The organism is Robbsia betulipollinis (assembly GCF_026624755.1).
GTDB classification, from domain to species: domain Bacteria; phylum Pseudomonadota; class Gammaproteobacteria; order Burkholderiales; family Burkholderiaceae; genus Robbsia; species Robbsia betulipollinis.
Window position 1 is genome coordinate 704,480 of the sequence record NZ_JAPMXC010000001.1, and the last position, 22,171, is coordinate 726,650.

Here is a 22,171-nt window from a genome sequence, read left to right on the forward strand (position 1 = left end):
CGATCGCGCCAATCCCGCTATATTCTTGAAAACATAACCATGCGGTCCGAAAAAGGCCCCGCGCGCACGGAGCGTCGCATGCCCCCCGGTCCCCATGGCACGCCCCCCTCATATACCCGCAGTGCCCCATGCGGGATGGCGCCGGAACAAGAAATTCACCGACGCCGCACGTCGGCCAGCAAGATCACACAAGGAGACGCAACGTGCCCGAAATACCCCGCGATCCACACCGGCCCAAACCCGCTTTGCGCCCCACTGCGACAATGCTGCGGCTTGGCCTCGTCGGGGCGGTGCCCCTTTGCCTGGTGGCCGCGTTCGCGTACACCGGCGGCTGGCTGACCCCGCACCGGCTCACGCAACACCGGATCGTCGCCACGTTCGAGCAGTTGAACGGCAAGCATCCGGGTTTCCGCCGCAACCACGCCAAGGGCATGTGCGCCACCGGCTGGTTCGAAAGCAGCGGCAACGCGGTTGCGGTATCGAAGGCCGGCCTGTTCGCCCCGGGGCGGGTGCCCGTGGTCGGCCGCTTCGCGTTCGCCGGCGGCATGCCCTTCATGGCCGACAAACCCGCCACCGTACGCAGCCTGGCGCTGCGCTTCCTGCCGGCGAGCGGCGAGGAATGGCGCACGGGCATGATCAACATTCCCATTTTCCCCGTGGACACGCCCGAGGCGTTCTACGCGCAGCTGCTCGCCTCGCAACCGGATCCCGCTACCGGCAAGCCCGATCCGGCGAAAATGCAGGCCTTCGCCGCCGCGTATCCGCACACGACCGCCGCCGGCGCGATGATCAAGGCGCGGACGGTCTCTTCCGGCTTCGCGGACAGCGTCTACAACGGGCTCGATACATTCCGCTTCATCAACGGTACGGGCGTCGCCACGCCGGTGCGGTGGTCGGTGCTGCCGGTGCAGCCGGTCGTAGCGACGGATCCGGCGGCGCCCCCGCCCGCGGCCAATGGCCTGTTCGACGCGCTCATCGCGCAGGTCGCGCAGCATCCGGTGCAATGGCGCCTGGTGCTCACGCTCGGGCAGGCCGGCGACCCGGACGCGCCCGATCTGCCCTGGCCCGCCGGGCGGCAGCAGGTGGACGCCGGCACGGTGACCCTCGACCGGGTGCAAAGCGAGGACGCCGGCCCGTGCACCGACGTCAACTACGACCCCACGGTCTTGCCCGCCGGCATCGAGACCTCCACGGATGCGATTCCCAGCGCGCGCTCGGCCGCGTATGCCCGCTCGTTCCGCCTGCGTGAAGGCGAGCGCGACGTCAAACCGCCCAGCGCGGTGACATCGCAGGATATTGCATCAGGAGGCAAGTCATGAATTATTCGAGCCCGCGCGCGCCGCGCGATCCGCGCAGCCCCCTGTTCCCCAAGCCGTCGCGCATCCTGCACTGGTTGATGGCGGTGCTGATCCTGGCGATGCTGTTCATCGGCGTCGGCATGGTGGCGTCGGTATCCTACCGCTATAACCTGCTGGTGTCGGTGCATAAACCGATCGGCATCGCCATCCTGATCCTCGTCATCCTGCGCATCGTCAACCGGCGGATCAACCCACCGCCGCCCTTGCCCGCGGACCTGCCGTCGATCCAGAAACTCGCCGCGCACGCATCGCATCTGCTGCTCTACGCGCTGATGCTGGCGCAACCGCTGGTCGGCTGGGGCATGCTCTCGGCTGGCGGCTTGCCGATCACGCTGTTCGGCGGCGTGCAGCTGCCGCCGATCCTGCCGCAGAACCCGATGCTGTTCGCGCGGTTGCGCGAGTTGCACACGGTGTTCGCCTATCTGCTGTTCGCAACCATCGTCGTGCACATCGCCGCCGCGCTGTTTCACGGTCTGATCCGCCGCGATGGCGTGCTGGAAAGCATGACGGGCGGGCGCGCGAAGTAGGACGCCCGCCTCCCTCCCGCACCCGACCGTTCGCGCGCGCACAGACGCGCCGGGCGGCCGGGCCGCATCATCCGACGCGTATATCCCGTCGCGCGGCCGGGCCGCATCATCCGACGCGTATATCCTGTCGCGCGGCGCCGTCCGCCGCTTCCATGGCCGTCCCTTCCCCTATTACGGCGTTCCATGAACCCATGCTCCGCGCTTCTCCCTGACGACGAGGCTCGACGCCTCGACGCGCTGTCCGATCTCGCCATCGTCGATAGCGCGCCCGAACTCGCGTTCGACGACATCGTCCTGCTGGCCTCGCAGATCTGCCAGGCGCCGATCAGCGTCATTTCGCTGGTGGACGGTGAACGCCAATGGTTCAAGGCACGCGTCGGCCTCATCGTGCCGCAGACACCCCGGCAATCGGCCTTCTGCGCGCATGCGATTCTCGATCCGGCGAATGTCATGGTCGTCGAGGACACGCTTCGCGATCCCCGTTTTCGCGACAACCCGCTGGTGCTCGGCGACCCCTACATCCGGTTCTACGCCGGCGCGCCGATCGTCACGCAGGACGGCCATGCGCTGGGCACGGTCTGCGTCCTCGACCGCGTGGCGCGCACGCTGGACGCCGCGCAGATCCGCGCCTTGCAGGCGCTGGCCCGGCAAACCGCCGCGCTGCTCCAGTTGCGCCGTTTGGGCGCCGCGCAGCAGGCGCGCACCGCGGACCTGCAACGCCGCGTCACCGAGGCGCTCGCCGACGACCAGAACGCGCACGCCGGGCTGCGGCAATCGCAGCGGGTGGCGGCGGTGGGGCAACTGACCAGCGGCATCGCGCACGATTTCAACAATCTCCTGCAGACCATCAACGTCAGCCTGCAACTCATCGAACGCAAGGCGGACGCGCCCGAGCGCGTGCAACGCTGGGCGGCAAGCGCGCTGGAGGCGGTGAGTCAGGGCGCCAGGCTGACCGCGCAACTCTTGAGTTTTTCGCGCAGTCAGGCCCCGGAACGCAAGCCGCTGCCGGTCGACACCGCACTCTGCGGACTGACCGAGTTGCTGCGGCGCGCGCTCGGACCGGAAGTCCACCTGATCCTGTCCCTGAACGCGCCCGACGCGGCCATCATGGGCGATGCGATCCAGTTCGAGGCCGCCGTGCTGAACCAGGCGATCAACGCGCGCGACGCGATGGGCGGCGTCGGCCGGATCGACATCCGCACCCGCGTCGTCCCGCTGCGCGGCGACGCGACGCTCGCCGATGGCGATTATCTCGTGCTCGATATCTGCGACAACGGCCCCGGCATGCCGGCATCGGTGGTCGAACGGGCCTTCGAGCCGTTCTTCACGACCAAGGCCGACGGCAAGGGCAGCGGCCTGGGTCTCGCCCAGGTCTATGGTTTCGCGATGCGCGCGGACGGCATCGCGCGCATCCGCAGTCAATCCGGCATCGGCACCACGATCAGCTCCTGGCTCAGGATCACGGGCATCGCCACCGGCCCGACGCCAAGCGCCGACACGGTGCGGGAGCTGGCCACCGGGCGGGACGCCGTCACGGACGGTGGCGGCACGGACGTGCTGCTGGTCGACGACGACCCCGACGTCCGCGCCCTGCTGGGCGAACTGATGCGCGATGGCGGCTATCGGGTACGCACCGCGTCGAACGCGCGCGATGCCCTCGACGCGGTGGTGCGGGCGCCACCCGACATCGTGCTGACCGATTGCGCGATGCGTGACGTGAGCGGCGGCGAGCTCGCCCATGCGCTGCGCGCGCAACGCGTCGATCTGCCGATCGTTTTCATGACGGGCCATGCCGACCGGGATGCCATCGTGCGCAATCTCGGCCTCGGCCCGGACGTGGTGCTGCTGCAAAAACCCCTGCGTCTCGAAGACGTGAGCGCGGGTCTCGCACGGGCGCTCGCCCGTGGCGCTCCCCCTTCGAGGTAGATACCGCGCCCTCCTCCGGTGGCGCAAGGCGGGGGTGCCAAAGCGGGAACGCGCGTGGAGTCTTCGAGACAGACTTGGTATGATCGGGCCCATCCCCGGGGTTCGCCCCGCATTGTCCGAGACGACTTCCATGCATACCAAACCCGTACTGAGCATCGCCGACGCCACCCGTATCCTCGACGCCGCGCGCGCCGAGGCGGAGCGGCACCAGTGGGCGGTCTCGATCGCCGTCGTCGACGACGGCGGGCATCCGCTGGCATCGCTGCGGCTCGACGGCTGCGCGCCGATCGGCGCCTATATCGCGCTGGAAAAGGCGCGCACCTCGGCGCTCGGCCGCCGCGAATCGAAACAATACGAAGACATGATCAACGCCGGCCGGACCGCCTTCCTGAACGCGCCGCTGTCCGGCACGCTCGAGGGCGGCGTCCCCGTCATCGTCGACGGTCAGGTCGCGGGCGCGGTCGGCGTCTCCGGCGTCAAGTCGGACCAGGACGCGCAGGTCGCGAAGGTCGGCGTCCAGGCCGCGCTTGCCTGAACCCGTCGTCCCAATCGTTGGAGCGTGATCGATGAGCGAAATGATGCAGCACCACGGCCTGCGGGTCGCCCCTTCCCTGAGCCGCTTCGTCGAGACCGAGGCCCTGCCCGGCACCGGCGTCGACGCCGCCGCCTTCTGGTCCGGTCTCGACCGTCTGGTCCACGACCTGGCGCCGAAGAACCGGACCCTGCTGGCCGAGCGCGACCGCCTGCAAACCGCGCTGGACGACTGGCACCGCGCGCACCCGGGCCCGATCGCCGATGCGCCCGCGTACCGGCGCTTTCTGGAGGAAATCGGGTATATCGTCCCGGCGCCGGGCGCCGGGCAAGCGGGCGCCGGGCAAGCGGGCGCCGGGCAAGCGGGCGCCGTGCAAGCGGGCGCCGGGCAAGCGGGCGCCGGGCAAGCGGACACCGTCGACGTCGACACCGAGATCTCCGGGCAAGCCGGCCCGCAGCTGGTCGTGCCGTTGTCGAACCTGCGCTACGCGCTGAACGCCGCGAACGCCCGCTGGGGCAGCCTGTACGATGCGCTCTACGGCACCGATGCCATCACCGACAGCGCCGGCGCGGAGAAAACCGCGGCGTTCAACCCCGTGCGGGGCGCGGCCGTGGTCGCGCGCGCGCGCCGTTTCCTGGACGAGGCCGCGCCGCTCGCGAACGGCTCGCACCGCGACGCCACGCATTACGCGCTCGCCGCGGGCCAGCTCGTCGTCACCCTCGGCGGCGCCGGCGGCGGGACCGACGGCGGCACGCCCACCGGCTTGCGGGACCCCGCGCAATGCCGCGGCTTCACCGGCGAGGCGGCCGCGCCGAGCGCCATCCTGCTGCGCCGGCACGGCCTGCATTTCGAGATCCAGATCGACGCCGACGATCCGATCGGCCAGGGCGACGCCGCGCACGTCAAGGACATCCTGCTCGAAGCCGCGGTGAGCACCATCATCGATTGCGAGGATTCGGTCGCCGCCGTGGACGCCGAAGACAAGGTCGCGTTGTATCGCAACTGGATGGGCCTGATGAAGGGCGACCTCGCCGAGCAGGTCACGAAAGGCGGCCAGACCTTCACGCGCCGCCTGAACGCGGATCGCGTCTACACCGGCGTCGACGGCGCGCCGCTGACGCTGCATGGGCGCTCGCTGCTGTTCATCCGCAATGTCGGTCATCTGATGACGAACCCGGCAATCGTCGACCGCGACGGGCAGGAGATTCCCGAGGGCATCCTCGATGCGGTCATGACCACGCTCGGTGCCCTGCACGACCGGCAGCGCCGCCTCAACTCCCGCACCGGCGCGATCTATATCGTCAAGCCGAAGATGCACGGCCCGGCCGAGGTCGCGTTCGCCGACGAACTGTTCGGCCGCGTCGAGGCGCTGCTCGGCCTGCCCGCGGGCACGATCAAGATGGGCATCATGGACGAGGAGCGGCGCACCAGCGTCAATCTGCCGGCCTGCATCGCCGCGGCGGCCTCGCGCGTCGCCTTCATCAACACCGGCTTTCTGGATCGCACCGGCGACGAGATGCACACCGCGATGGAAGCCGGCCCGATGCTGCGCAAGGGCGACATGAAAACCTCGCAGTGGATCGCCGCCTACGAGCGCAACAACGTGCTGGCCGGCCTGGCGGCGGGACTGCGCGGGCGCGCCCAGATCGGCAAGGGCATGTGGGCGATGCCGGACCTCATGCACGCGATGCTGGAACAGAAGATCGCGCATCCGAAGTCCGGCGCGAACACGGCCTGGGTGCCTTCGCCCACCGCCGCGACGCTGCACGCACTGCATTACCACGAAATCGACGTGCAGGCGGTCCAGCAGGCGCTCGAAAGTACGCCCTATGCCGACGAACGCGACGCGCTGCTGGCGGGGCTGCTGACGATCCCGGTCGTCGCACGGGCGCAGTGGTCCGAAAAGGGCATCCTCGAGGAAATCGAGAACAACGCGCAGGGCATCCTGGGTTACGTGGTGCGCTGGATCGACCAGGGCGTGGGCTGTTCGAAAGTGCCGGACATCCATGACGTCGGCTTGATGGAGGACCGCGCGACCCTGCGCATCTCCAGCCAGCACATCGCCAACTGGCTGCGTCATGGGGTCGTGTCGGAGGATCAGGTGCGCGCCACGCTCGCGCGCATGGCGGGCGTGGTGGACGCGCAGAACCGGGGCGATGCAGGCTATCGCCCCATGACGGCCGACCTCGACGCCTCGCTGGCGTACCAGGCCGCCTGCGCGCTGGTCTTCGAGGGCCGCGATCAGCCCAGCGGGTACACGGAGCCGCTGCTGCACCGTTTCCGCCTCACCCTCAAGGCGCGGGCCCCCGCGGCCTCTCCCGAACGCGGCGCGCGCTAGCGCGGGAATGCCACTTGCGACGCAGGCTCACCATCCATCGGGAGCCTGCAATGAAAGTTCGACTCAAGCCACTGGCACAGCAGGTCGTACTCATCACCGGCGCGAGTAGCGGCCTGGGCCTCACGACCGCGCGCAAGGCGGCACGGGCGGGCGCCAGCGTGATGCTGGTGTCACGCAACGAGGACGCCCTCAAGGAGATTTCGTCGTCCCTGAACGAAGAGGGCTTCGATACCGCCTACGCGGTCGCCGACGTCGCGGACCGCGCCCAGCTGGAAGCCGCGGCGGAGCACGCCGTCAAACGCTTCGGCCGGATCGACACCTGGGTGAACAACGCGGGCGTGTCGATCTACGGCCGTCTGGACGAGGTGCCGGCGGCGGACCACCGCCGCCTTTTCGAGACGAACTACTGGGGCACCGTCAACGGTTCCCTGATCGCGATCGACCACCTGCGCGACAACGGCGGCGCGATCATCAATCTCGGCAGCGAGCTGTCGGATGTCGTCGTGCCCCTGCAGGCCACCTATTGCGCATCGAAGCATGCGGTGAAGGGTTTCACCGACGGGCTGCGGATCGAAATCGCGCAGGCGAAATTACCGATCTCCGTCACCTTGATCAAACCCGCCGGCATGGACACGCTCTTCGTTCAGCATGCGAAGAATTTTCTTGATTTCCAGCCCAAGCTGCCGGTACCCGTGTACGCGCCGGATCTGGGCGCCAACGCGATCCTGCACGCCGCGCAGACACGCACGCGTGACATCTATGTCGGTGGCGTATCGAAAGCCACGGTCGAAATGAATCGGGCAGCGCCCCGGCTGATGGACTTCGCGCTGCGCGTTCTGGGCACGCGCATCCAGCAATCGGGACGCCTGCCAACGGACCGGGACCACCATGCGCTGGATGCACCGGGCGGAATGGCGGGCTATGAGCGTTCCGGTTTGAACGGCCATGTGTTCGAATCCAGCCCCTACACCCGCGCGAGCATCAGCCCGCTCGCACGCTGGCTCGCAGGCGGCGTCGCGGTACTCGGCGTGGGCATGATGCTGGCGAATCGCGATAAAAAACCGCCACGCGCTTCCTGAATCGATCACTCGATCGAATTATTTGCTCGGGTCTGCTTACCGCAGGCCGCGCATCGCGCACGGCCGCGAGCGGGCCACCGCCGGACCTCAAGGTACGGTATAACGAAACTACCCTGCACACGCCACATGGGACAGCGCGCACGCGAAGCGTGTCCGCGGCACGGCATCAGAAGCGGAGAACACGATCGTGAATGGAAATTTCGACGGTATTTCGGTTGTCGAACTGAACGAGGCCGACACGGCCGCGCTGGATGCCCTGCCTTTCGGCGTGATCGGGTTAACGCCCGACTCCACGGTGCGCATCTACAACCTGGCGGAATCGCAGGCCTCGGGTCTGGCCCCGGCGCGTGTTCTCGGCTACCGGTTCTTCGAGGAAATCGCACCGTGCATGAACAATTTCATGGTGGCGCAACGTTTCGAGGACGAAGCGCGCATCGATGACACCATCGCCTATGTGCTGACCTTTCGCATGCGGCCCACGCCGGTGCATCTGCGCTTGCTCGCGGCGCCCGGGAGCGCGCTACGCTTCATCCTGGTAGAAAGAAAAGGTGACGCATGAACACCGGTTCTACCGGGGACAATACCACGCTCGATGAACATGAAGCATTGCTATCCTTCATGTACATGTGCCCGGTCGGAATCGTTCGCAGCGATCTGCGGGGCGAGGTGGACATGCTCAATCCGCTCGCCGCGCAATTGTTGATGCCGCTCGCCAGGCATGGCGAATTGCACAACATCTTCGAGAGCCTGAGCGGCGTCGCTCCGGAACTGCGCAATCTGGTGGATGCGTACCAAGGCAAAAACGGTCCCATCTGCGAGAACCTGCGCATTTACGTGACGCCCGTACAGGAGCGCGCGGTGGTGCTGACGTGCACCCTGATGCAGGTTCGCGACAATATGTTGATGATGGTGCTGACGGATATTTCCGAGCAGGCGGAGATCGAGCGCCGCGCCCGGCAGAACGAATCCTGGCTGGCCAGCCTTTACACGAGCGTCAACGACTTCGCCTTTTTGACGCTGGACGCCGGCGGCACAATCGACAGCTGGAACGCATCCGTCGCGCGCCTCACCGGCTATTCGCACAGCGACGTCATCGGCAAGACGCTGCTGTTGTTTCACGCACCCGACAATACCGAGAAATACCGGCCGCCGGAGCATGTCGCGCGTACCCGCCACGAAGGCTGGCATATCGAAGAATGCTGGTGCCTGTCCAAGACGGGTCGCCGTTTTTGCGCGCAGATGCTGGTGGCGGTGCTGCGCGAGGACGATGGTGCCGTCAGCGGCTATTCGGTCGTGTTGCGCGACGTCTCGGAACGCAGGATCTCGACGGACGATCTGACGCGTCTGCTGACCACCGACCATCTCACCGGTGCCACGAACCGCGGCCATTTCTTCCACCTCGCGGAAGATGCGATGACGCGGGCCCGCCTGCGGAGCCATCCGCTGTCCTTCGTCATGATGGACGCCGATCACTTCAAACGAATAAACGACACGGCCGGGCATCAGATCGGCGACGAGGTCTTGCGCCGCATCGTCGATGAGACGCGGCGCGTGCTGCGCCCGGCTGACGCCATCGTGCGGCTCGGCGGCGAGGAGTTCGGCGTCCTGCTTCCCGGCACCGATGCCGAAGGCGCCGGCGTCATCGCGGAGCGTATCCGGTCGACGATCGAAGCCATGCGCATCGCAACGATGGAAGGCGAACGCCACATCACGGTCAGCATTGGCTACGCCTCGCTGAGCGACACGGTCGCCTCGATCAAGGATCTGATGAATGTCGCCGACCGCTCGCTTTACGCAGCGAAAAAGGCGGGGCGCAACCGTGTTCGCGGCATCGGGCAAGCACGGTAGTCGATGCGACGCGTTGTCTGACGATGCATTTCGCCAGACGGGTTTGCCCCTATCGCGTTGCGCGAAGACAGCAGTGTTTTTGACTAACGTCACGATTGAAATATGCAAAGTGCGCGGGCCGTCGGCTTTTGATAACCTCTGTTGCGTTGCCTGATCGTCGCGTTTTCCGCAAGCCGGAGCGCGACCGGATCACGCAGTCTCCATGAACCGGGCAGAGGATTTCCATGACAAACCGCACTTTAACGACGGCCGCTGGCGCGCCTGTCGGTGACAATCAGAATTCGCAAACCGTCGGCCGTCGCGGCCCGGTCACGCTGCAGGATTTCTGGCTGATCGAGAAACTCGCGCATTTTGACCGCGAAGTCATTCCGGAACGCCGCGTTCATGCAAAGGGCTCGGGCGCGTTCGGCACCCTGAAGATCACGCATGACATCTCGCAGTATACGAAAGCCAAGGTGTTCGACACGATCGGCAAGGAAACGCCGATGTTCCTCCGTTTTTCGACCGTCGCGGGCGAGCGCGGCGCGGCCGACGCCGAGCGTGACGTGCGCGGCTTTTCGATCAAGTTCTACACCGAGGACGGCAACTGGGACATCGTCGGCAACAACACGCCGGTCTTCTTCATCCGCGACCCGCTGAAGTTCGCCGACTTCATCCATACGCAGAAACGCGACCCGCGCACCAATATGCGCAACGCGACGAATATATGGGACTTCTGGTCGCAGTCGCCGGAATCCCTGCATCAGGTTACGATCCTGATGAGCGATCGCGGCATTCCGAAGAACTACCGTCAGATGCACGGCTTCGGTTCGCACACGTTCTCCTTCATCAACGCCGGCAACGAGCGGTTCTACGTCAAGTTCCACTTCAAATCGATGCAGGGCATCGAGAACTACACCAACGCCGAAGCGAAGAAGCTGATCGGCGAGGACCGCGAGAGCGCGCAGCGCGACCTGTTCGACCAGATCGAAGCGAAGAACTTCCCGAAATGGCGCTTCTGCATCCAGGTCATGACCGAGGAGCAGGCGCGGCAATATCACGAAAATCCCTTCGACATCACGAAAACGTGGTCGCAGAAAGCCTTTCCGTTGATCGATGTCGGCGTGATCGAACTGAACCGCAACTCGGACAACTACTTCGCGGACGTCGAACAGTCGGCGTTCACGCCGGCGAACGTCGTCCCCGGCATCGGTTTTTCGCCGGACCGCCTGCTGCAGGGCCGCCTGTTCTCGTATGGCGACACGCAACGCTATCGTCTGGGAATCAACCACCATCAGATCCCCGTCAATGCGCCGCTGAATCCGGTGCATGCCCCGTACCATCGCGACGGCGCGATGCGCGTCAACGGCAACCTGGGCGGCGCACCGAACTACCAGCCGAACCGTTTCGGCGCGTTCCCGGAAGATGCGTCGGTCAACGAGCCGCCGCTCGCGGCAGAAGGCGATATCGCACGCTACGACCATCGCGAAGACGACGACTACTTCAGCCATCCGCGGGCGCTGTTCAATCTGTTCGACGACGGCGAGAAGGCGCGCTTCTTCAACAATATCGGCGAAGCGCTGGCCGGCGTGCCGCAGGAGATCGTCGAGCGTCAGATCGCCTTGTTCGAGAAGATCGACCCGCGTTACGCACAGGGCGTGCGTGACGCGCTCGGCAAGCCGGGACCCGTGTCGGAAACCGCGCTGCCGTAAGCGCGCGCTGCCGCGAGGCCCCGCCAGCCCCCCGCCGACGTATTGCCGGCGGGGGGCTTTTTCATTTCCGCGACGGCATCCGCGAAACCGGAAAATCAGCCCTCCAGATAGCGCTCCACCAGGCGTGCCCAGTACGCCGCACCGATGGGGAGGTTGCGGTCGTTGAAGTCGTACATCGGATTGTGGACCATGCAGCCGTCCTCGCTGCCGTCGCCGTTGCCGATGCGCAAGAAACTGCCCGGGCGCTCCTGCAGCATGAAGGCGAAATCCTCGCTTCCCATGATCAGGTCGGCCTGTTCGACCACTTGATCGTCGCCGACCAGTTCGCGTGCCACCTGGGCCGCGAAATCGGTCTCGGCATCCGAATTCACCACCACCGGGTAGCCTTCCACGTACTCGACGGTGGCGCTCGCGCCATAGCTTTGCGCCTGCGCCGTCACCAGATCCTGGATCCGACGCTTCAGCAGCGCGCGGACGTCCGGCGAGAACGAGCGCACGCTGAGTTCGAGACGGGCGCTGTCGGGAATCACATTGTTGACGGTACCGGCATGCAGCGTTCCCACCGTCACCACCGCCGGCTGCGCCGGATCGACGTTGCGCGCGACGATGGTCTGCAGGGCCATCACGATGCTGGACGCGACGACGATCGGATCGACCGTTTTCTGCGGCCGGGCCGCATGGCCGCCCACGCCGTGCACCGTGATCGTGACCTTGTCGCCGGCCGACATGAAGGGGCCACGCCGGAACAGGAATTTGCCGGACGGCATGCCCGGATGATTGTGCACGCCGAACACGGCGTCGCAGGGAAAACGGTCGAACAGGCGGTCGTCGATCATTTTCTTCGCGCCGCTGTCCACGCCGATTTCCTCGGCCGGCTGGAAGTACAGGTGCACGGTACCGTTGAAGCGGCGGGTACGCGCGAGGTGCTGCGCCGCGCCCAGCAGCATCGTCGTGTGCCCGTCGTGGCCGCAGGCGTGCATCTTGCCGTGCTGGGCGCTCGCATAGGGCTTGCCGGTCGCTTCGATGATCGGCAGCGCATCCATGTCGGCGCGCAGGCCGATCGCGCGCGTTCCGTCGCCGGCGCGCAGCGTGCCGACCACCCCCGTCCTGCCGATGCCGGTACTGACCTCCCAGCCCCATTCGCGCAGTTTGCCGGCGACCAGCGCCGCGGTGCGTACCTCCTCGTAGGCCAGTTCGGGATCGCTATGGATCTGGTGACGAATCGCCTGCAATGCCGGCACGTCGGCGGCGATATCGGCGATCTCGGTGAAACGGGGCGATGGGGACATGATCGTATTCTGTGGGATGGAAAATAACGTTTTATACCCGAAACCGGGTGGCGAGGTCACCGTCATTCCCGGCGGCGCGGGAAAAACCGTGTCACGTAGTCAGACCGCCAGGGTGGATCGAGGAACAGCCAGAGCCCCACCGCCGGCAAGACCCCGTAGACGAGAAAAGTGCCCCTGTAGCCAAGCGCGCCCACCAGCACGCCGGAAAGCACGCCCGAGAGGATCGAACCCACCCGCGCGGCGTTGAAGAAGAGTGCCGTCGCCGCACCGGGGGAGCGCGGCAACAGATCCTGCACATAGGTCATGCCCAGGCAGGACGTGACGGCCACCACGAAGGCGCTGAGGGCCTGCATCGGAATCAGCCAGGATATGCGCGACACCGCCGCGACCGCGATGAAATACACCACATGAACGGCGGCGCAGGCGGCCAGCCAGCGTACCTTGTTCAGGGTCGCGCCGCGCGCGCCCAGCGCCAGCATCATCGGAATCTCGAGAAGCGCGCCGAGGCCGAGCATGATCGACACGTCGATGCGCGTGCCGCCCAGGCCGCGCACGATGTAGAGCGGCAGCACGATCATCGTCGCGTTGGCGGCGAGGCCCAGCAGCGTGAGGGCCAGCACCGTGCGCCAGAGGCGCAGCCGCGACGGCGCGTCGCTGGCGGCGAGGCCGGCGTCGCTGGCGGACCACGCCTCTTCCGGTGCGGAGGAGGGGGAGGCGGCGGACCGGCCGGCGGCCGGCGAGGCCGTTGCCGGCGCCGCACGGCGCGTTCTGGGCATGCGCCAGACGACCACCGCGCAGCCGAGGAAACCCAGGGCGGCGAACAGGAAGAGACCATAGAAATTGGTCGCGGCCAATATCAGCGCGCCAACCGAGGGGCCGAACACCCATGCCACCGAGAGGACGGTGCGCAGCGTTGCCGTCGCGAAGGCCCGTTCCGCTTCGTTGCGCACCACCAGCGCGGCGCGACCGAACGAAAACACCAGCGACAACGCCGAACCGCCCGCTCCCAGAAAGAGGACGCCGATCGCCAGCAACGCGAGGTAATCGGTCACGAAGCACAGGCACAGGAAACCCGCCGCCGCCGCGCCCAGCGCCGCGAGCAGCAATTCCCGGTGATGCCCGTGGCGGTCGGACCATTTGCCCGCCCAGGTACTCGCGACGACGCCGCTCGCCGCGATCAGGGTCATGAAGAACCCGAGCCGCAGCGGCGTCATGCCGGCGTGTTCGATACTGAACAGGGAGAGATAAGGCGCCGTGAACGACATCGCGATGCCGAGCATCAACGTGGCGCCCGCGAGGGGCAGGAAAGACGGAATGCGGGTCAGGCTGGCGAAACGGGAATTCATGAATGTGCGGGTGATTGCGTCGCGGTGCCGGATCGCGCCCCGCCCGCATGCTGGTTTGTTCCTGTGTCTGTGTCTGTGTCTGCGTCCATTTCCACGCCTCAGGCGCCGGGGCAGCGCGCCGAACGCCCGTCGAGGCCTTCGTGGCCGACGTCGAACGACACCTCGACGCGTCCCGCCCGACGCACGATCCGTAGCGTGTAGATGCTGTCATAGTCTGCGCCGTCCCAACGCGGCACGCTGCCCGCCGCGCCGCCGGCGTCGACCACCAGGCGGCGCGCCAGCACTTCCATCATCCGGTGCTCGCCCGCCACCAGCACGGTGGCGCGACGGTACGCGGGCGCGAGCAGCATCGCGCGCAACTCGTCCACCTGGGCGAAACCCAGCGACGCGCTGATCGGAAGGCCGAAATAAATCGCCGTGGGCTCCACGGTCGCCAGCGGCCGCACGTAGTCGTACGCGATGCCGAGATCGTGTTTCTGGTGGGCAGGGTCGGGCGCGACGATCAAGTCCGGGCGGCCGTAGCGGGCCTCGATCACGTACGGCAGCGCCAGGGCGCGGTTCAGCCCCTGGCAGGACAACTGGCCCAGTCCGCGTGCGGGTTTTTCGCCATGGCGTATCAGCATGAGGGTTTCGACCGCGCCGGCGTCGGGGTCACCGGGCACGCCGGGCGCGGGTGGCGGTCCGCCGGCAACCGTCGCCGACGCGCTCGGCACCGCGCCCTCGGTGGTCCCCGCCATCGTGCTGCAGCCAGCGCCGAGCACGCAGACGGTGGAGAAGGCAAGCGCCGCGCGTCGCAGGGAAGACGTCATCTAGACCAGTTCGAACGTGACCGGCGCGAGCCCGTCGATTTCCCCGCGCACGCTGCCTGCCCCCTTGGGAAGGTACAGCCCCGTGTACGACCCCGCGGTCACGATCATGTCGGGCGTGACCGGAATGCCCAGATGGCGCGTGCAATGATCGACGAACCACGGCAGGGCGCGGCGCGGATCGCCGACGGTATTGGTCGGCTTGCCATCGACCGTGTCGGCCACGATATCGTGATCGTCGATCAGAAAGCGCATCTTCGGCGACAGAAAGGGAAAGTCCACGCGGTAAGGGGACGCCTCTCCCACCACCAGCGCGCCATGATTCTGCAGATCCGCCAGCCCCGCCAGACGGTCGACGCCCGGCCAGGCCGCGTAACGGCTGCTGACGATCTCGACGGTCGCGCACATCTGCTCGACCGCGGCGAAGACCTCGTCGTCGTCGTACCCCGCGGGCTGAGGCGCGAATACCCGGCCGAAACGGAACGCCAGTTCGAGTTCGAGCCCGCAGGGCCAGTACGCCTCGCGCGCCAGCGTCACGCCGCTGCGATGGATGCCGCTCGCCGGCAGCGGCGAACCCGTCGGACGTTCGGTGGCGGTTTTCGCGCCGATCTTCCAGCCGCCGATCGGCGCGCCTTCGAGCGTGGCATGCTGAATCGCGAAGGCCTCGTTTTCGTCCCGGGGCTGCAGCATCGCCGCCGCGTCGAGCCGTCCCGCGCCGGTGCGGGCCCGAGCCAGCCGTTTTGCAAACGCATCGTGCTCCGTGCTGATTGTCATGGGCCGCTCCAATAGGTAAGGAAAGATGCCGGAGATTACCGGGCTCGCGCATTGCACCGGGTGCGCCGGTTTGGCTTGCGGAAATTTTGCAAGACACGAATTGTCGCAGCGGGGCGACCGTTTGTCGACTCGATGACACGGCTTTTCCTCGGGAATGCGATTTGCTGCGTGTCTTCCACACGATTGCTAGGAAGGTGAAAGACATGGCATCCCGGGATCCACTAACGACGAAAAGCAAGATCCTCGATGCCGCGGAGATCCTCTACGCCCAGGGTGGCATGGAAGCCCTTACCCTGCGCGTCATCACCGAGCGCGCGGGCGTCAACCTGGCGGCCATCAACTACCACTTCGGCAGCAAGGAAGCCCTGGCGTGCGCGATGCTGCAGCGCGCGATCGAGCCCCTCAACGACGAACGACTCGGCCTGCTGCGGCGGCTCGAACACGCATACGCCGCGCAAATCCGGCCGATGCACGTGCTCGCCGCGGCCCTGCTCCCTCTGATACGCGAGTTGATGCGCCCGGCGCAGGGCGAACATCGCATCGTTTTCCACATGCGCACCGCTTCCGATCCGACGCCGGCGGTCCGCCGTTTCATGGCCAGCCAGTTCCAGGCGACCGGGCGCCAGTTCGACGAAGCGTTCGTTCGCAGCGTCCCCGCCCTGGGCGCAGCGGAAGCCCTGTGGCACGCGCGACTGTTCTTCAATGCGTTTCCGGGCACGATCGGCAATCAAAACATGGGCAACATGCTGGCGACGCTGCTGCTGCGCCCCGACATGTCCGTGCAGGACGTACTGATCCGGTTTGGAAGCATCATCGAATACGCGACGCAGGGCATTACCGATCCGGCCATGCTGTCCGCGCTGTCCGCGGACATCCTCGCCACCCTGTCGGAAACGCTGACGGTGCGCGAGATCGCGGCGACGTTACGGCTGGCGCCCGGGGACGTGCCGCCCGTTTCGCCACCCGCGGCCACCACCGCGGCGCAACTAGCCGCGGCCTACCTCGAGTTCTAGGGGAGGGCATGCACTTTTACAGGAGCGCCCCGTCATGACCCGATCGCTCGACGAATACCATGGCAAGCGGGATTTCGACGCCACGCCCGAGCCTTCCGAAAAAGCCGCCCGCCCGCGTGCCCAGGGCCGCGGGAAAAACCCACGCGGCCCGCACGCGCCGGTGGCAACCGGTCTGCAATTCTGCGTCCAGAAACACGACGCCAGCCACCTGCATTACGACTTTCGCCTGGAACTCGACGGCACGCTCAAAAGCTGGGCGATTCCCAAGGGACCTTCGCTGGACCCGAAGGTCAAACGGCTGGCGGTGCATGTAGAGGACCATCCCCTCGACTATGCCCGGTTCGAAGGTCATATCCCCGACGGGCATTACGGCGCGGGCGATGTCATCGTCTGGGATCAGGGCATCTGGCTTCCCGAAGGCGATCCCGCCGCCGGCTACGCCAGGGGCCGGTTGCGCTTCACGCTACGCGGCGTCAAGCTCCACGGCGCCTGGCATCTGGTGCGCACCCACATGCCGGGCAAACGGGAACAGTGGTTTCTGATCAAAGCGAACGATACCGCCGCCCGGGCCGAGGCGGCGTACGACGTCCTGGCGGCCCTGCCCCACAGCGTTCTCGACGGCGGCCCCGCTCCCGCATCGCCCCCAATGCTCCCAATGCCCGCGCTGCCGTCGGCATCGCTACCCGCGCAGTTGCAGCCGGCACTCGCCACGCTGGTGGACACCGTACCCGCGGGCGACTGGCGCTACGAGATCAAGTTCGACGGCTACCGCATCCTCGCCCGCATCGACGCCGGCGACATTCGTCTCTATACCCGCAACGGCCATGACTGGACAGCGCGCATGCCGCGCCAGCAAGCCGCGCTGGCGGGCCTGAAAATGTCGTCCGGCTGGCTGGACGGCGAGGTGGTGGTGGCAGGCAAAGACGGATTGCCCGATTTCCAGGCGCTGCAAAACGCCTTCGATGCCGGCAGCGGCGAACACATCGTCTACTACCTCTTCGACATGCCGTACTTCGATGGCGCGGACCTGCGTACCGTCGCGCTCGAAGACCGTCGTGCCGCGCTCGCGGCGCTCCTGCAGGCGCGGGGCATGCGCGACGGCGAGGCCATTCGCTTTTCCGAAGACTTCGCCGAGGGCGGCGCGGACATGCTCGCCAGCGCCTGCCATCTGAAACTCGAAGGCCTGATCGGCAAGCGCGCGGGGAGCCCCTACGTCTCGCGTCGCAGCACCGACTGGATCAAACTCAAATGCCAGCATCGCCAGGAATTCGTGATCGCCGGCTTTACCGATCCCGCCGGCGGTCGCGAGGGATTCGGCGCGCTGCTGCTCGCCCTGCACGATACGGAGAACGGCGCACTGCGTTATGCCGGCAGGGTGGGAACGGGCTTCAGCCGCGCGACCCTGCGCGATCTCGCGACCAGGCTCCAGACGATGCGGATCCGCCGCACGCCGATGCAGGCCCCCCCCACGGGCGCCGAAGCGCGGGCAGCGCACTGGGTCCGCCCGGAGCTGCTCGCGGAAATCGCATATGCGGACATGACCCGGGATGGCCGGGTCCGCCACGCGGTATTTCACGGTCTGCGCAACGACAAGGCGGCGCGCGATATCACCGCAGAACGTCCGGAGACGTTGGCGGCGGAGCCCGCGCCGCCTGCTTCGCAACATACACCGAAAAAAACCTCCCGAACGGTCCCGTCGCGGCCACCCCCCGCGGCAGGTCGAACCGCCGACGTCACGCCGCTGCCGCGCATCACCCACCCGGACCGGATTCTCGACGCCACGAGCGGCACCACCAAGATGGCGCTCGCCGAATACTACGCGCGGCTGGCCGGCTGGCTGCTGCCGCATCTGCGCGAGCGCCCGGTCGCTCTGGTGCGTGCGCCGGACGGTATCGGCGGCGAGCTGTTCTTTCAGAAAAACGCTGAAAAACTGGCGATACCCGGCATGACCCTGCTCGACAAGGAACTGACCGGACAGCCGATGATGGCGATCGACCGGCCGGAAGCCCTGATCGGCGCGATCCAGATGAACGCCATCGAATTCCATACCTGGAATGCCACGGTGGGCGACCTCGAACGGCCGGACCGCTTCGTACTCGACCTCGATCCCGATCCCGCGCTCCCCTGGAAAAGCGTGGCGGAAGCCACCCAGCTCACGCTCGCCGTGCTGGACGAACTGGGGCTGCAATCGTTCGTGAAAACCAGCGGCGGCAAAGGCATGCACATCGTCGTGCCACTGACGCCGAAGGAGGGATGGGACGAAGTGAAGGCCTTCAGCCACGCGATCGTGAAATATCTCGCCGGCCTGCTGCCGGACCGTTTCGTCGCGGTACCGGGGCCGAAGAACCGGGTCGGCCGGATTTTCGTCGATTACCTGCGCAACGGCCAGGGCGCGACGACGATCGCGCCGTTCGCGGTGCGCGCGCGGAAAGGCATGGGCGTATCGGTACCGGTGCACCGCGACGAGGTCGCGGGTCTGCAACGCGCGGACCGATGGACGCTGGCGGATCTGCCCGCGCGACTGGAACGTCAGACGGACGACCCCTGGGCCCGCTACTCGACTACCCGGCAAACCATCACGCCGGAGATGCGCGGGCGCCTGAAAAGAAAATAAGCGGTGGCGCGCCGTGGCCGCACGTCAAAAAGGCCCGTCCGATTCCTTTCGAATCGAACGGGCCTTTTCGGTCAGGCGGGAATACGCGTCTTAGAACTTGTGACGGATACCGACGTTGACCATTTCCTGCGTGCTCGTGCCGCTATAGCCATACGAACCGATCGACGCCTGTGCGGCCTGCGTGCCGCCAGCGCCATTGCCCGTTTCGCCGCTTGCGTGCTGGTAGGCGCCCACGACATAGATGTCGGTGCGCTTCGACAGGCTGTAGTCCGCGCCAATGGAGACCTGGTGGTACTTCGCCGACGTGTCGCCACTCGACTTGGTGTAGCTGTAGCCCGCGCCCAACAGCATGGCCGGCGTCGCCTGATAGTTCAGGAAAGCCTGCCCCGTGTTGTACTTCTCGGTGTTCGTAAAGACCGACGAACCGTCGGGTTTGTACTGAGCATTGCTGTAGCTCGCGCCCACCGTGAAGGCGCCGATAACGTACTGCCCCGCCGCGCGCGCGATGCCGATCGAGTGCGCCGTCTCGTAACCTGAATTGATCGTATCGCCGTCGAACGGGCCGTCCGACGAACTGGTCCACGTGGTACGGCCCGCCGGCGTCGCCGAGGCCGGGCTGTTCAGCATCTTGATGTAGCCCGCGGACAGACCGATCGGACCGTTGTTGTATGCCACGGCACCCGAATAGGTGTTCTCCGAGCCCGTGGTGCCGGCCAGGTTGCCGAAGGAATACATCAATTCGAATTGCAGACCCGACCAGACCGGCGACGTGTACTTCACCGCGTTGTTGACGCGGAAGCTGTTGTCGTAGTTGTCGACGTCGCCGGCGGTCGCAAACACGCTGCCGAAATAATTATCCGCCGTCATGCCCTGGATCAGGTCGATCAGCGGATCGTATTGCCGGCCCAGGGTGACCGTACCGGCCGTCGTGCTCGACAAACCGACGAACGCCTGACGACCGAATTCACGACCGCCCTGTCCCAGCTTGCCGTTGGTCGAATCGAAGCCGTTTTCCAACTGGAACACCGCGCTCAAACCGCTTCCCAGATCTTCCGTACCCTTCAAGCCCCAGCGCGATCCCTGCAGATTGCCGCTGTTCATGCCGAACAGCTTCTGGTTGCCGTCGGCGTTATGAACATACGTCAGCGCGGTATCCAGGACACCGTACAACGTGACGCTGCTCTGTGCGTGGGCCGTGCTCGCCGCGCCAAGAAGCGCCAGCGGGATAGTCGAAAGAAGCAGCTTACTTTTCATTATTTATTTCTCCGGCTACGCGAGGAGTCTGTGGAATTCGGATCCGAAGATAACGCGAGACGAGGAGAAGAAAAACATCGAAAAAAAAGTGTCTCCAATTTCACACAGTATGAAAAAAGATGTCGGCTCCATTGGGATACACCGATTGACGTCAAACGGAATGAGTGTATCGGGCGTCTTATGCATCTCGAATGCGGGTCGGCAATGCACGGTAAGTTCTGGCGAAAGTGTTTTTGAAAATCCATTGCAGTCGATCCCGATCCGCCTGCGGAATTTCAAATAACCCTACTTTAGCCAACCGCGCCCGCCGCAACACGTGCGGCCATCGCATTTCAATTCGTCATCCTTAACACAACCGGTTTAAAAGGGAGTCGAGCACTTTTACTGCGGATGGCCAGGCGATCACCGGATTTTGCCGGCACGCGGCATCCACGAGAAAAATGGTGAACGTTTATGGTCATTCACGAACATTCTCGTTCGCCCATAAACATTCACCTCCGTGCGATTCAGCGCGATTCAGCGTTACCGCGGCGCAATTTCGATCGGCAGAATGACGGTCTCGATGTCCTCGCCGGCAATGTGCATCTTCGCTACCGTCAACGGCAATTTGAAACGTCTCGGCCCGGCACTGCCCGGATTGATATAGATCACGCCGTCGCGCGTTTCCATGGACGGACGGTGGGAATGCCCGGCGACGACCGCGCGGATACCCTGGCTCCCCGGATCCAGCGCCATATCCGCGAGGCTGTGCACGACATGCACCTTGATGCCGGCGACCTGCAGCGTCAGCGTCTCGTGCAGTTGCGCCGCCCACGGGGCGATGTCGTTGTTGCCCCGGATCGCATCGACCGGCGCGATGCGCGAAAGACGCTCCAGAATCGCCGCGTCGCCGATGTCACCGGCATGGATGATCCGGTGCGAACCGGCCAGCAAGGTCATTGCCTCGTCGCGCAGCAAACCGTGCGTATCGGAAATCAGGCCAATGGTGAACGTTTGTGGTTTTTTCATCGACGATGCCGGAAGCGCGTTGAAGAACGGGCGGGAGAAGCCCGCCAGGCGTCCGCGGCCCTTTACCCCACCCTACCCCTTTCGTGCGACTGGAAAAGCCGGCCATGGCGCTCAGGGGCGCTCCCAGAGCAGAACAGTCAGGCTTGCGGGACATGAATCCCGGTGGACTGGCCGATGATGGCCAGGAATTCACGACGCGTCGACGCGTCCTCACGGAAGGCTCCCAGCATCCGACTCGTCACCATCGATGCGCCCGCCTTGTGCACGCCACGCGTGGACATGCACTGGTGCGACGCTTCCAATATCACGGCCACGCCTTTCGGATTCAGGGTCGCGTCGAGCATATCCGCGATCTGCACCGTCATTTTCTCCTGAATCTGCAGACGCTTGGCAAACGCGTCCACCAGGCGCGCCAGTTTCGACAGGCCCACGACCCGCCTGTCGGGCAAGTATGCGATATGGGCCTTGCCGATGATGGGCACCATATGGTGCTCGCAATAACTTTCGAAACGAATGTCCTTCAGCACCACCATTTCGTCGTAACCGTCCACCTCCGAAAAGGTGCGTTGCAACAGATCGGCTGGATCGATGGCATAGCCGGCGAAGAATTCTTCATAGGAACGGACGACACGGCCCGGCGTATCCAGCAGCCCTTCGCGTTGCGGATCGTCTCCCGCCCAGCGTATCAGGACACGTACCGCGGCTTCGGCTTCTTCCCGCGTGGGTTTACCCATCATCGTCTCTCTTTCTTAAAACGCGGCTGACTGC

At 65.8% G+C, this 22,171-nt stretch carries 18 protein-coding genes; 11 read left to right on the plus strand and 7 right to left on the minus strand.

Annotated elements, in window-relative coordinates; genetic code table 11:
* Positions 1 to 203: 203 nt before the first annotated feature.
* The 9 genes from OVY01_RS03075 to OVY01_RS03115 all read left to right on the plus strand — a co-directional run bounded on the left by OVY01_RS03075 (position 204) and on the right by OVY01_RS03115 (position 11,299).
* The gene (locus tag OVY01_RS03075; protein ID WP_267845566.1) at positions 204 to 1,319 is read left to right on the plus strand and encodes a catalase family peroxidase; all 1,116 of its coding nucleotides are present in this window, start codon (positions 204 to 206) and stop codon (positions 1,317 to 1,319) included.
* On the plus strand, positions 1,316 to 1,885 hold the full coding sequence (locus tag OVY01_RS03080) for a cytochrome b (RefSeq protein WP_267845567.1): 570 nt from the start codon (positions 1,316 to 1,318) through the stop codon (positions 1,883 to 1,885). Before OVY01_RS03075 ends, OVY01_RS03080 begins: the two co-directional genes overlap by 4 nt.
* A gap of 183 nt (positions 1,886 to 2,068) precedes the next feature.
* A complete protein-coding gene (locus OVY01_RS03085) occupies positions 2,069 to 3,811 on the plus strand; it encodes a response regulator (protein ID WP_267845569.1) in 1,743 nt (580 codons plus the stop codon).
* Between the two features lie 130 nt (positions 3,812 to 3,941).
* Positions 3,942 to 4,346, plus strand: a complete 405-nt coding sequence (locus tag OVY01_RS03090; protein WP_267845571.1) for a heme-binding protein — start codon at positions 3,942 to 3,944, stop codon at positions 4,344 to 4,346.
* Positions 4,347 to 4,377: 31 nt separating this feature from the next.
* Complete coding sequence (locus OVY01_RS03095; protein ID WP_267845572.1) at positions 4,378 to 6,681, plus strand: malate synthase G; 2,304 nt, start codon at positions 4,378 to 4,380, stop codon at positions 6,679 to 6,681.
* Between the two features lie 50 nt (positions 6,682 to 6,731).
* Positions 6,732 to 7,760: an SDR family oxidoreductase gene (locus OVY01_RS03100; protein WP_267845574.1), complete on the plus strand. Its 1,029-nt coding sequence runs from the start codon at positions 6,732 to 6,734 to the stop codon at positions 7,758 to 7,760.
* Positions 7,761 to 7,947: 187 nt separating this feature from the next.
* On the plus strand, positions 7,948 to 8,319 hold the full coding sequence (locus OVY01_RS03105; RefSeq protein ID WP_267845576.1) for a PAS domain-containing protein: 372 nt from the start codon (positions 7,948 to 7,950) through the stop codon (positions 8,317 to 8,319).
* Complete coding sequence (locus tag OVY01_RS03110) at positions 8,316 to 9,608, plus strand: sensor domain-containing diguanylate cyclase (RefSeq protein ID WP_267845579.1); 1,293 nt, start codon at positions 8,316 to 8,318, stop codon at positions 9,606 to 9,608. Before OVY01_RS03105 ends, OVY01_RS03110 begins: the two co-directional genes overlap by 4 nt.
* A gap of 224 nt (positions 9,609 to 9,832) precedes the next feature.
* Entirely contained in the window at positions 9,833 to 11,299 is a 1,467-nt protein-coding gene (locus OVY01_RS03115) for a catalase (RefSeq protein WP_267845581.1), read from the plus strand.
* A 95-nt stretch (positions 11,300 to 11,394) separates the two neighbouring features.
* Here OVY01_RS03115 and OVY01_RS03120 read toward each other — a convergent pair whose 3' ends face one another.
* The 4 genes from OVY01_RS03120 to OVY01_RS03135 all read right to left on the minus strand — a co-directional run bounded on the left by OVY01_RS03120 (position 11,395) and on the right by OVY01_RS03135 (position 15,514).
* A complete protein-coding gene (locus OVY01_RS03120; RefSeq protein ID WP_267845582.1) occupies positions 11,395 to 12,588 on the minus strand; it encodes a M20 aminoacylase family protein in 1,194 nt (397 codons plus the stop codon).
* 62 nt (positions 12,589 to 12,650) lie between these two features.
* Complete coding sequence (locus OVY01_RS03125; protein ID WP_267845583.1) at positions 12,651 to 13,934, minus strand: sugar efflux transporter; 1,284 nt, start codon at positions 13,932 to 13,934, stop codon at positions 12,651 to 12,653.
* 98 nt (positions 13,935 to 14,032) lie between these two features.
* A complete protein-coding gene (locus OVY01_RS03130) occupies positions 14,033 to 14,743 on the minus strand; it encodes a histidine phosphatase family protein (protein WP_267845584.1) in 711 nt (236 codons plus the stop codon).
* Complete coding sequence (locus OVY01_RS03135) at positions 14,744 to 15,514, minus strand: 2-keto-4-pentenoate hydratase (RefSeq protein ID WP_267845585.1); 771 nt, start codon at positions 15,512 to 15,514, stop codon at positions 14,744 to 14,746. It abuts the gene before it with no gap.
* A 203-nt stretch (positions 15,515 to 15,717) separates the two neighbouring features.
* Between OVY01_RS03135 and OVY01_RS03140 the strand changes: the two genes are divergently transcribed.
* On the plus strand, positions 15,718 to 16,527 hold the full coding sequence (locus OVY01_RS03140; protein ID WP_267845587.1) for a TetR/AcrR family transcriptional regulator: 810 nt from the start codon (positions 15,718 to 15,720) through the stop codon (positions 16,525 to 16,527).
* A gap of 34 nt (positions 16,528 to 16,561) precedes the next feature.
* Positions 16,562 to 19,141, plus strand: a complete 2,580-nt coding sequence (gene ligD / locus OVY01_RS03145; protein ID WP_267845589.1) for a DNA ligase D — start codon at positions 16,562 to 16,564, stop codon at positions 19,139 to 19,141.
* A gap of 90 nt (positions 19,142 to 19,231) precedes the next feature.
* Here ligD and OVY01_RS03150 read toward each other — a convergent pair whose 3' ends face one another.
* From OVY01_RS03150 to folE, 3 genes are all read right to left on the minus strand, one after another.
* The gene (locus OVY01_RS03150) at positions 19,232 to 20,395 is read right to left on the minus strand and encodes a porin (protein WP_267845591.1); all 1,164 of its coding nucleotides are present in this window, start codon (positions 20,393 to 20,395) and stop codon (positions 19,232 to 19,234) included.
* Between the two features lie 522 nt (positions 20,396 to 20,917).
* Entirely contained in the window at positions 20,918 to 21,403 is a 486-nt protein-coding gene (locus OVY01_RS03155; RefSeq protein WP_267845592.1) for a metallophosphoesterase family protein, read from the minus strand.
* A gap of 137 nt (positions 21,404 to 21,540) precedes the next feature.
* The gene (gene folE, locus OVY01_RS03160) at positions 21,541 to 22,137 is read right to left on the minus strand and encodes a GTP cyclohydrolase I FolE (protein ID WP_267845593.1); all 597 of its coding nucleotides are present in this window, start codon (positions 22,135 to 22,137) and stop codon (positions 21,541 to 21,543) included.
* Positions 22,138 to 22,171: the final 34 nt, after the last annotated feature.

Excerpts from the sequence above, each read along its gene's own strand:
- OVY01_RS03100 (WP_267845574.1), top strand. The coding sequence starts at position 6,732 with ATGAAAGTTCGACTCAAGCCACTGGCACAGCAGGTCGTACTCATCACC.
- OVY01_RS03095 (WP_267845572.1), top strand. The coding sequence starts at position 4,378 with ATGAGCGAAATGATGCAGCACCACGGCCTGCGGGTCGCCCCTTCCCTG.
- OVY01_RS03115 (WP_267845581.1), top strand. The coding sequence starts at position 9,833 with ATGACAAACCGCACTTTAACGACGGCCGCTGGCGCGCCTGTCGGTGAC.
- OVY01_RS03155 (WP_267845592.1), bottom strand. The coding sequence starts at position 21,403 with ATGAAAAAACCACAAACGTTCACCATTGGCCTGATTTCCGATACGCAC.
- ligD (WP_267845589.1), top strand. The coding sequence starts at position 16,562 with ATGACCCGATCGCTCGACGAATACCATGGCAAGCGGGATTTCGACGCC.
- OVY01_RS03140 (WP_267845587.1), top strand. The coding sequence starts at position 15,718 with ATGGCATCCCGGGATCCACTAACGACGAAAAGCAAGATCCTCGATGCC.
- OVY01_RS03135 (WP_267845585.1), bottom strand. The coding sequence starts at position 15,514 with ATGACAATCAGCACGGAGCACGATGCGTTTGCAAAACGGCTGGCTCGG.
- OVY01_RS03085 (WP_267845569.1), top strand. The coding sequence starts at position 2,069 with ATGAACCCATGCTCCGCGCTTCTCCCTGACGACGAGGCTCGACGCCTC.
- OVY01_RS03150 (WP_267845591.1), bottom strand. The coding sequence starts at position 20,395 with ATGAAAAGTAAGCTGCTTCTTTCGACTATCCCGCTGGCGCTTCTTGGC.
- OVY01_RS03110 (WP_267845579.1), top strand. The coding sequence starts at position 8,316 with ATGAACACCGGTTCTACCGGGGACAATACCACGCTCGATGAACATGAA.
- OVY01_RS03125 (WP_267845583.1), bottom strand. The coding sequence starts at position 13,934 with ATGAATTCCCGTTTCGCCAGCCTGACCCGCATTCCGTCTTTCCTGCCC.
- OVY01_RS03130 (WP_267845584.1), bottom strand. The coding sequence starts at position 14,743 with ATGACGTCTTCCCTGCGACGCGCGGCGCTTGCCTTCTCCACCGTCTGC.
- OVY01_RS03090 (WP_267845571.1), top strand. The coding sequence starts at position 3,942 with ATGCATACCAAACCCGTACTGAGCATCGCCGACGCCACCCGTATCCTC.
- OVY01_RS03080 (WP_267845567.1), top strand. The coding sequence starts at position 1,316 with ATGAATTATTCGAGCCCGCGCGCGCCGCGCGATCCGCGCAGCCCCCTG.
- OVY01_RS03120 (WP_267845582.1), bottom strand. The coding sequence starts at position 12,588 with ATGTCCCCATCGCCCCGTTTCACCGAGATCGCCGATATCGCCGCCGAC.
- folE (WP_267845593.1), bottom strand. The coding sequence starts at position 22,137 with ATGGGTAAACCCACGCGGGAAGAAGCCGAAGCCGCGGTACGTGTCCTG.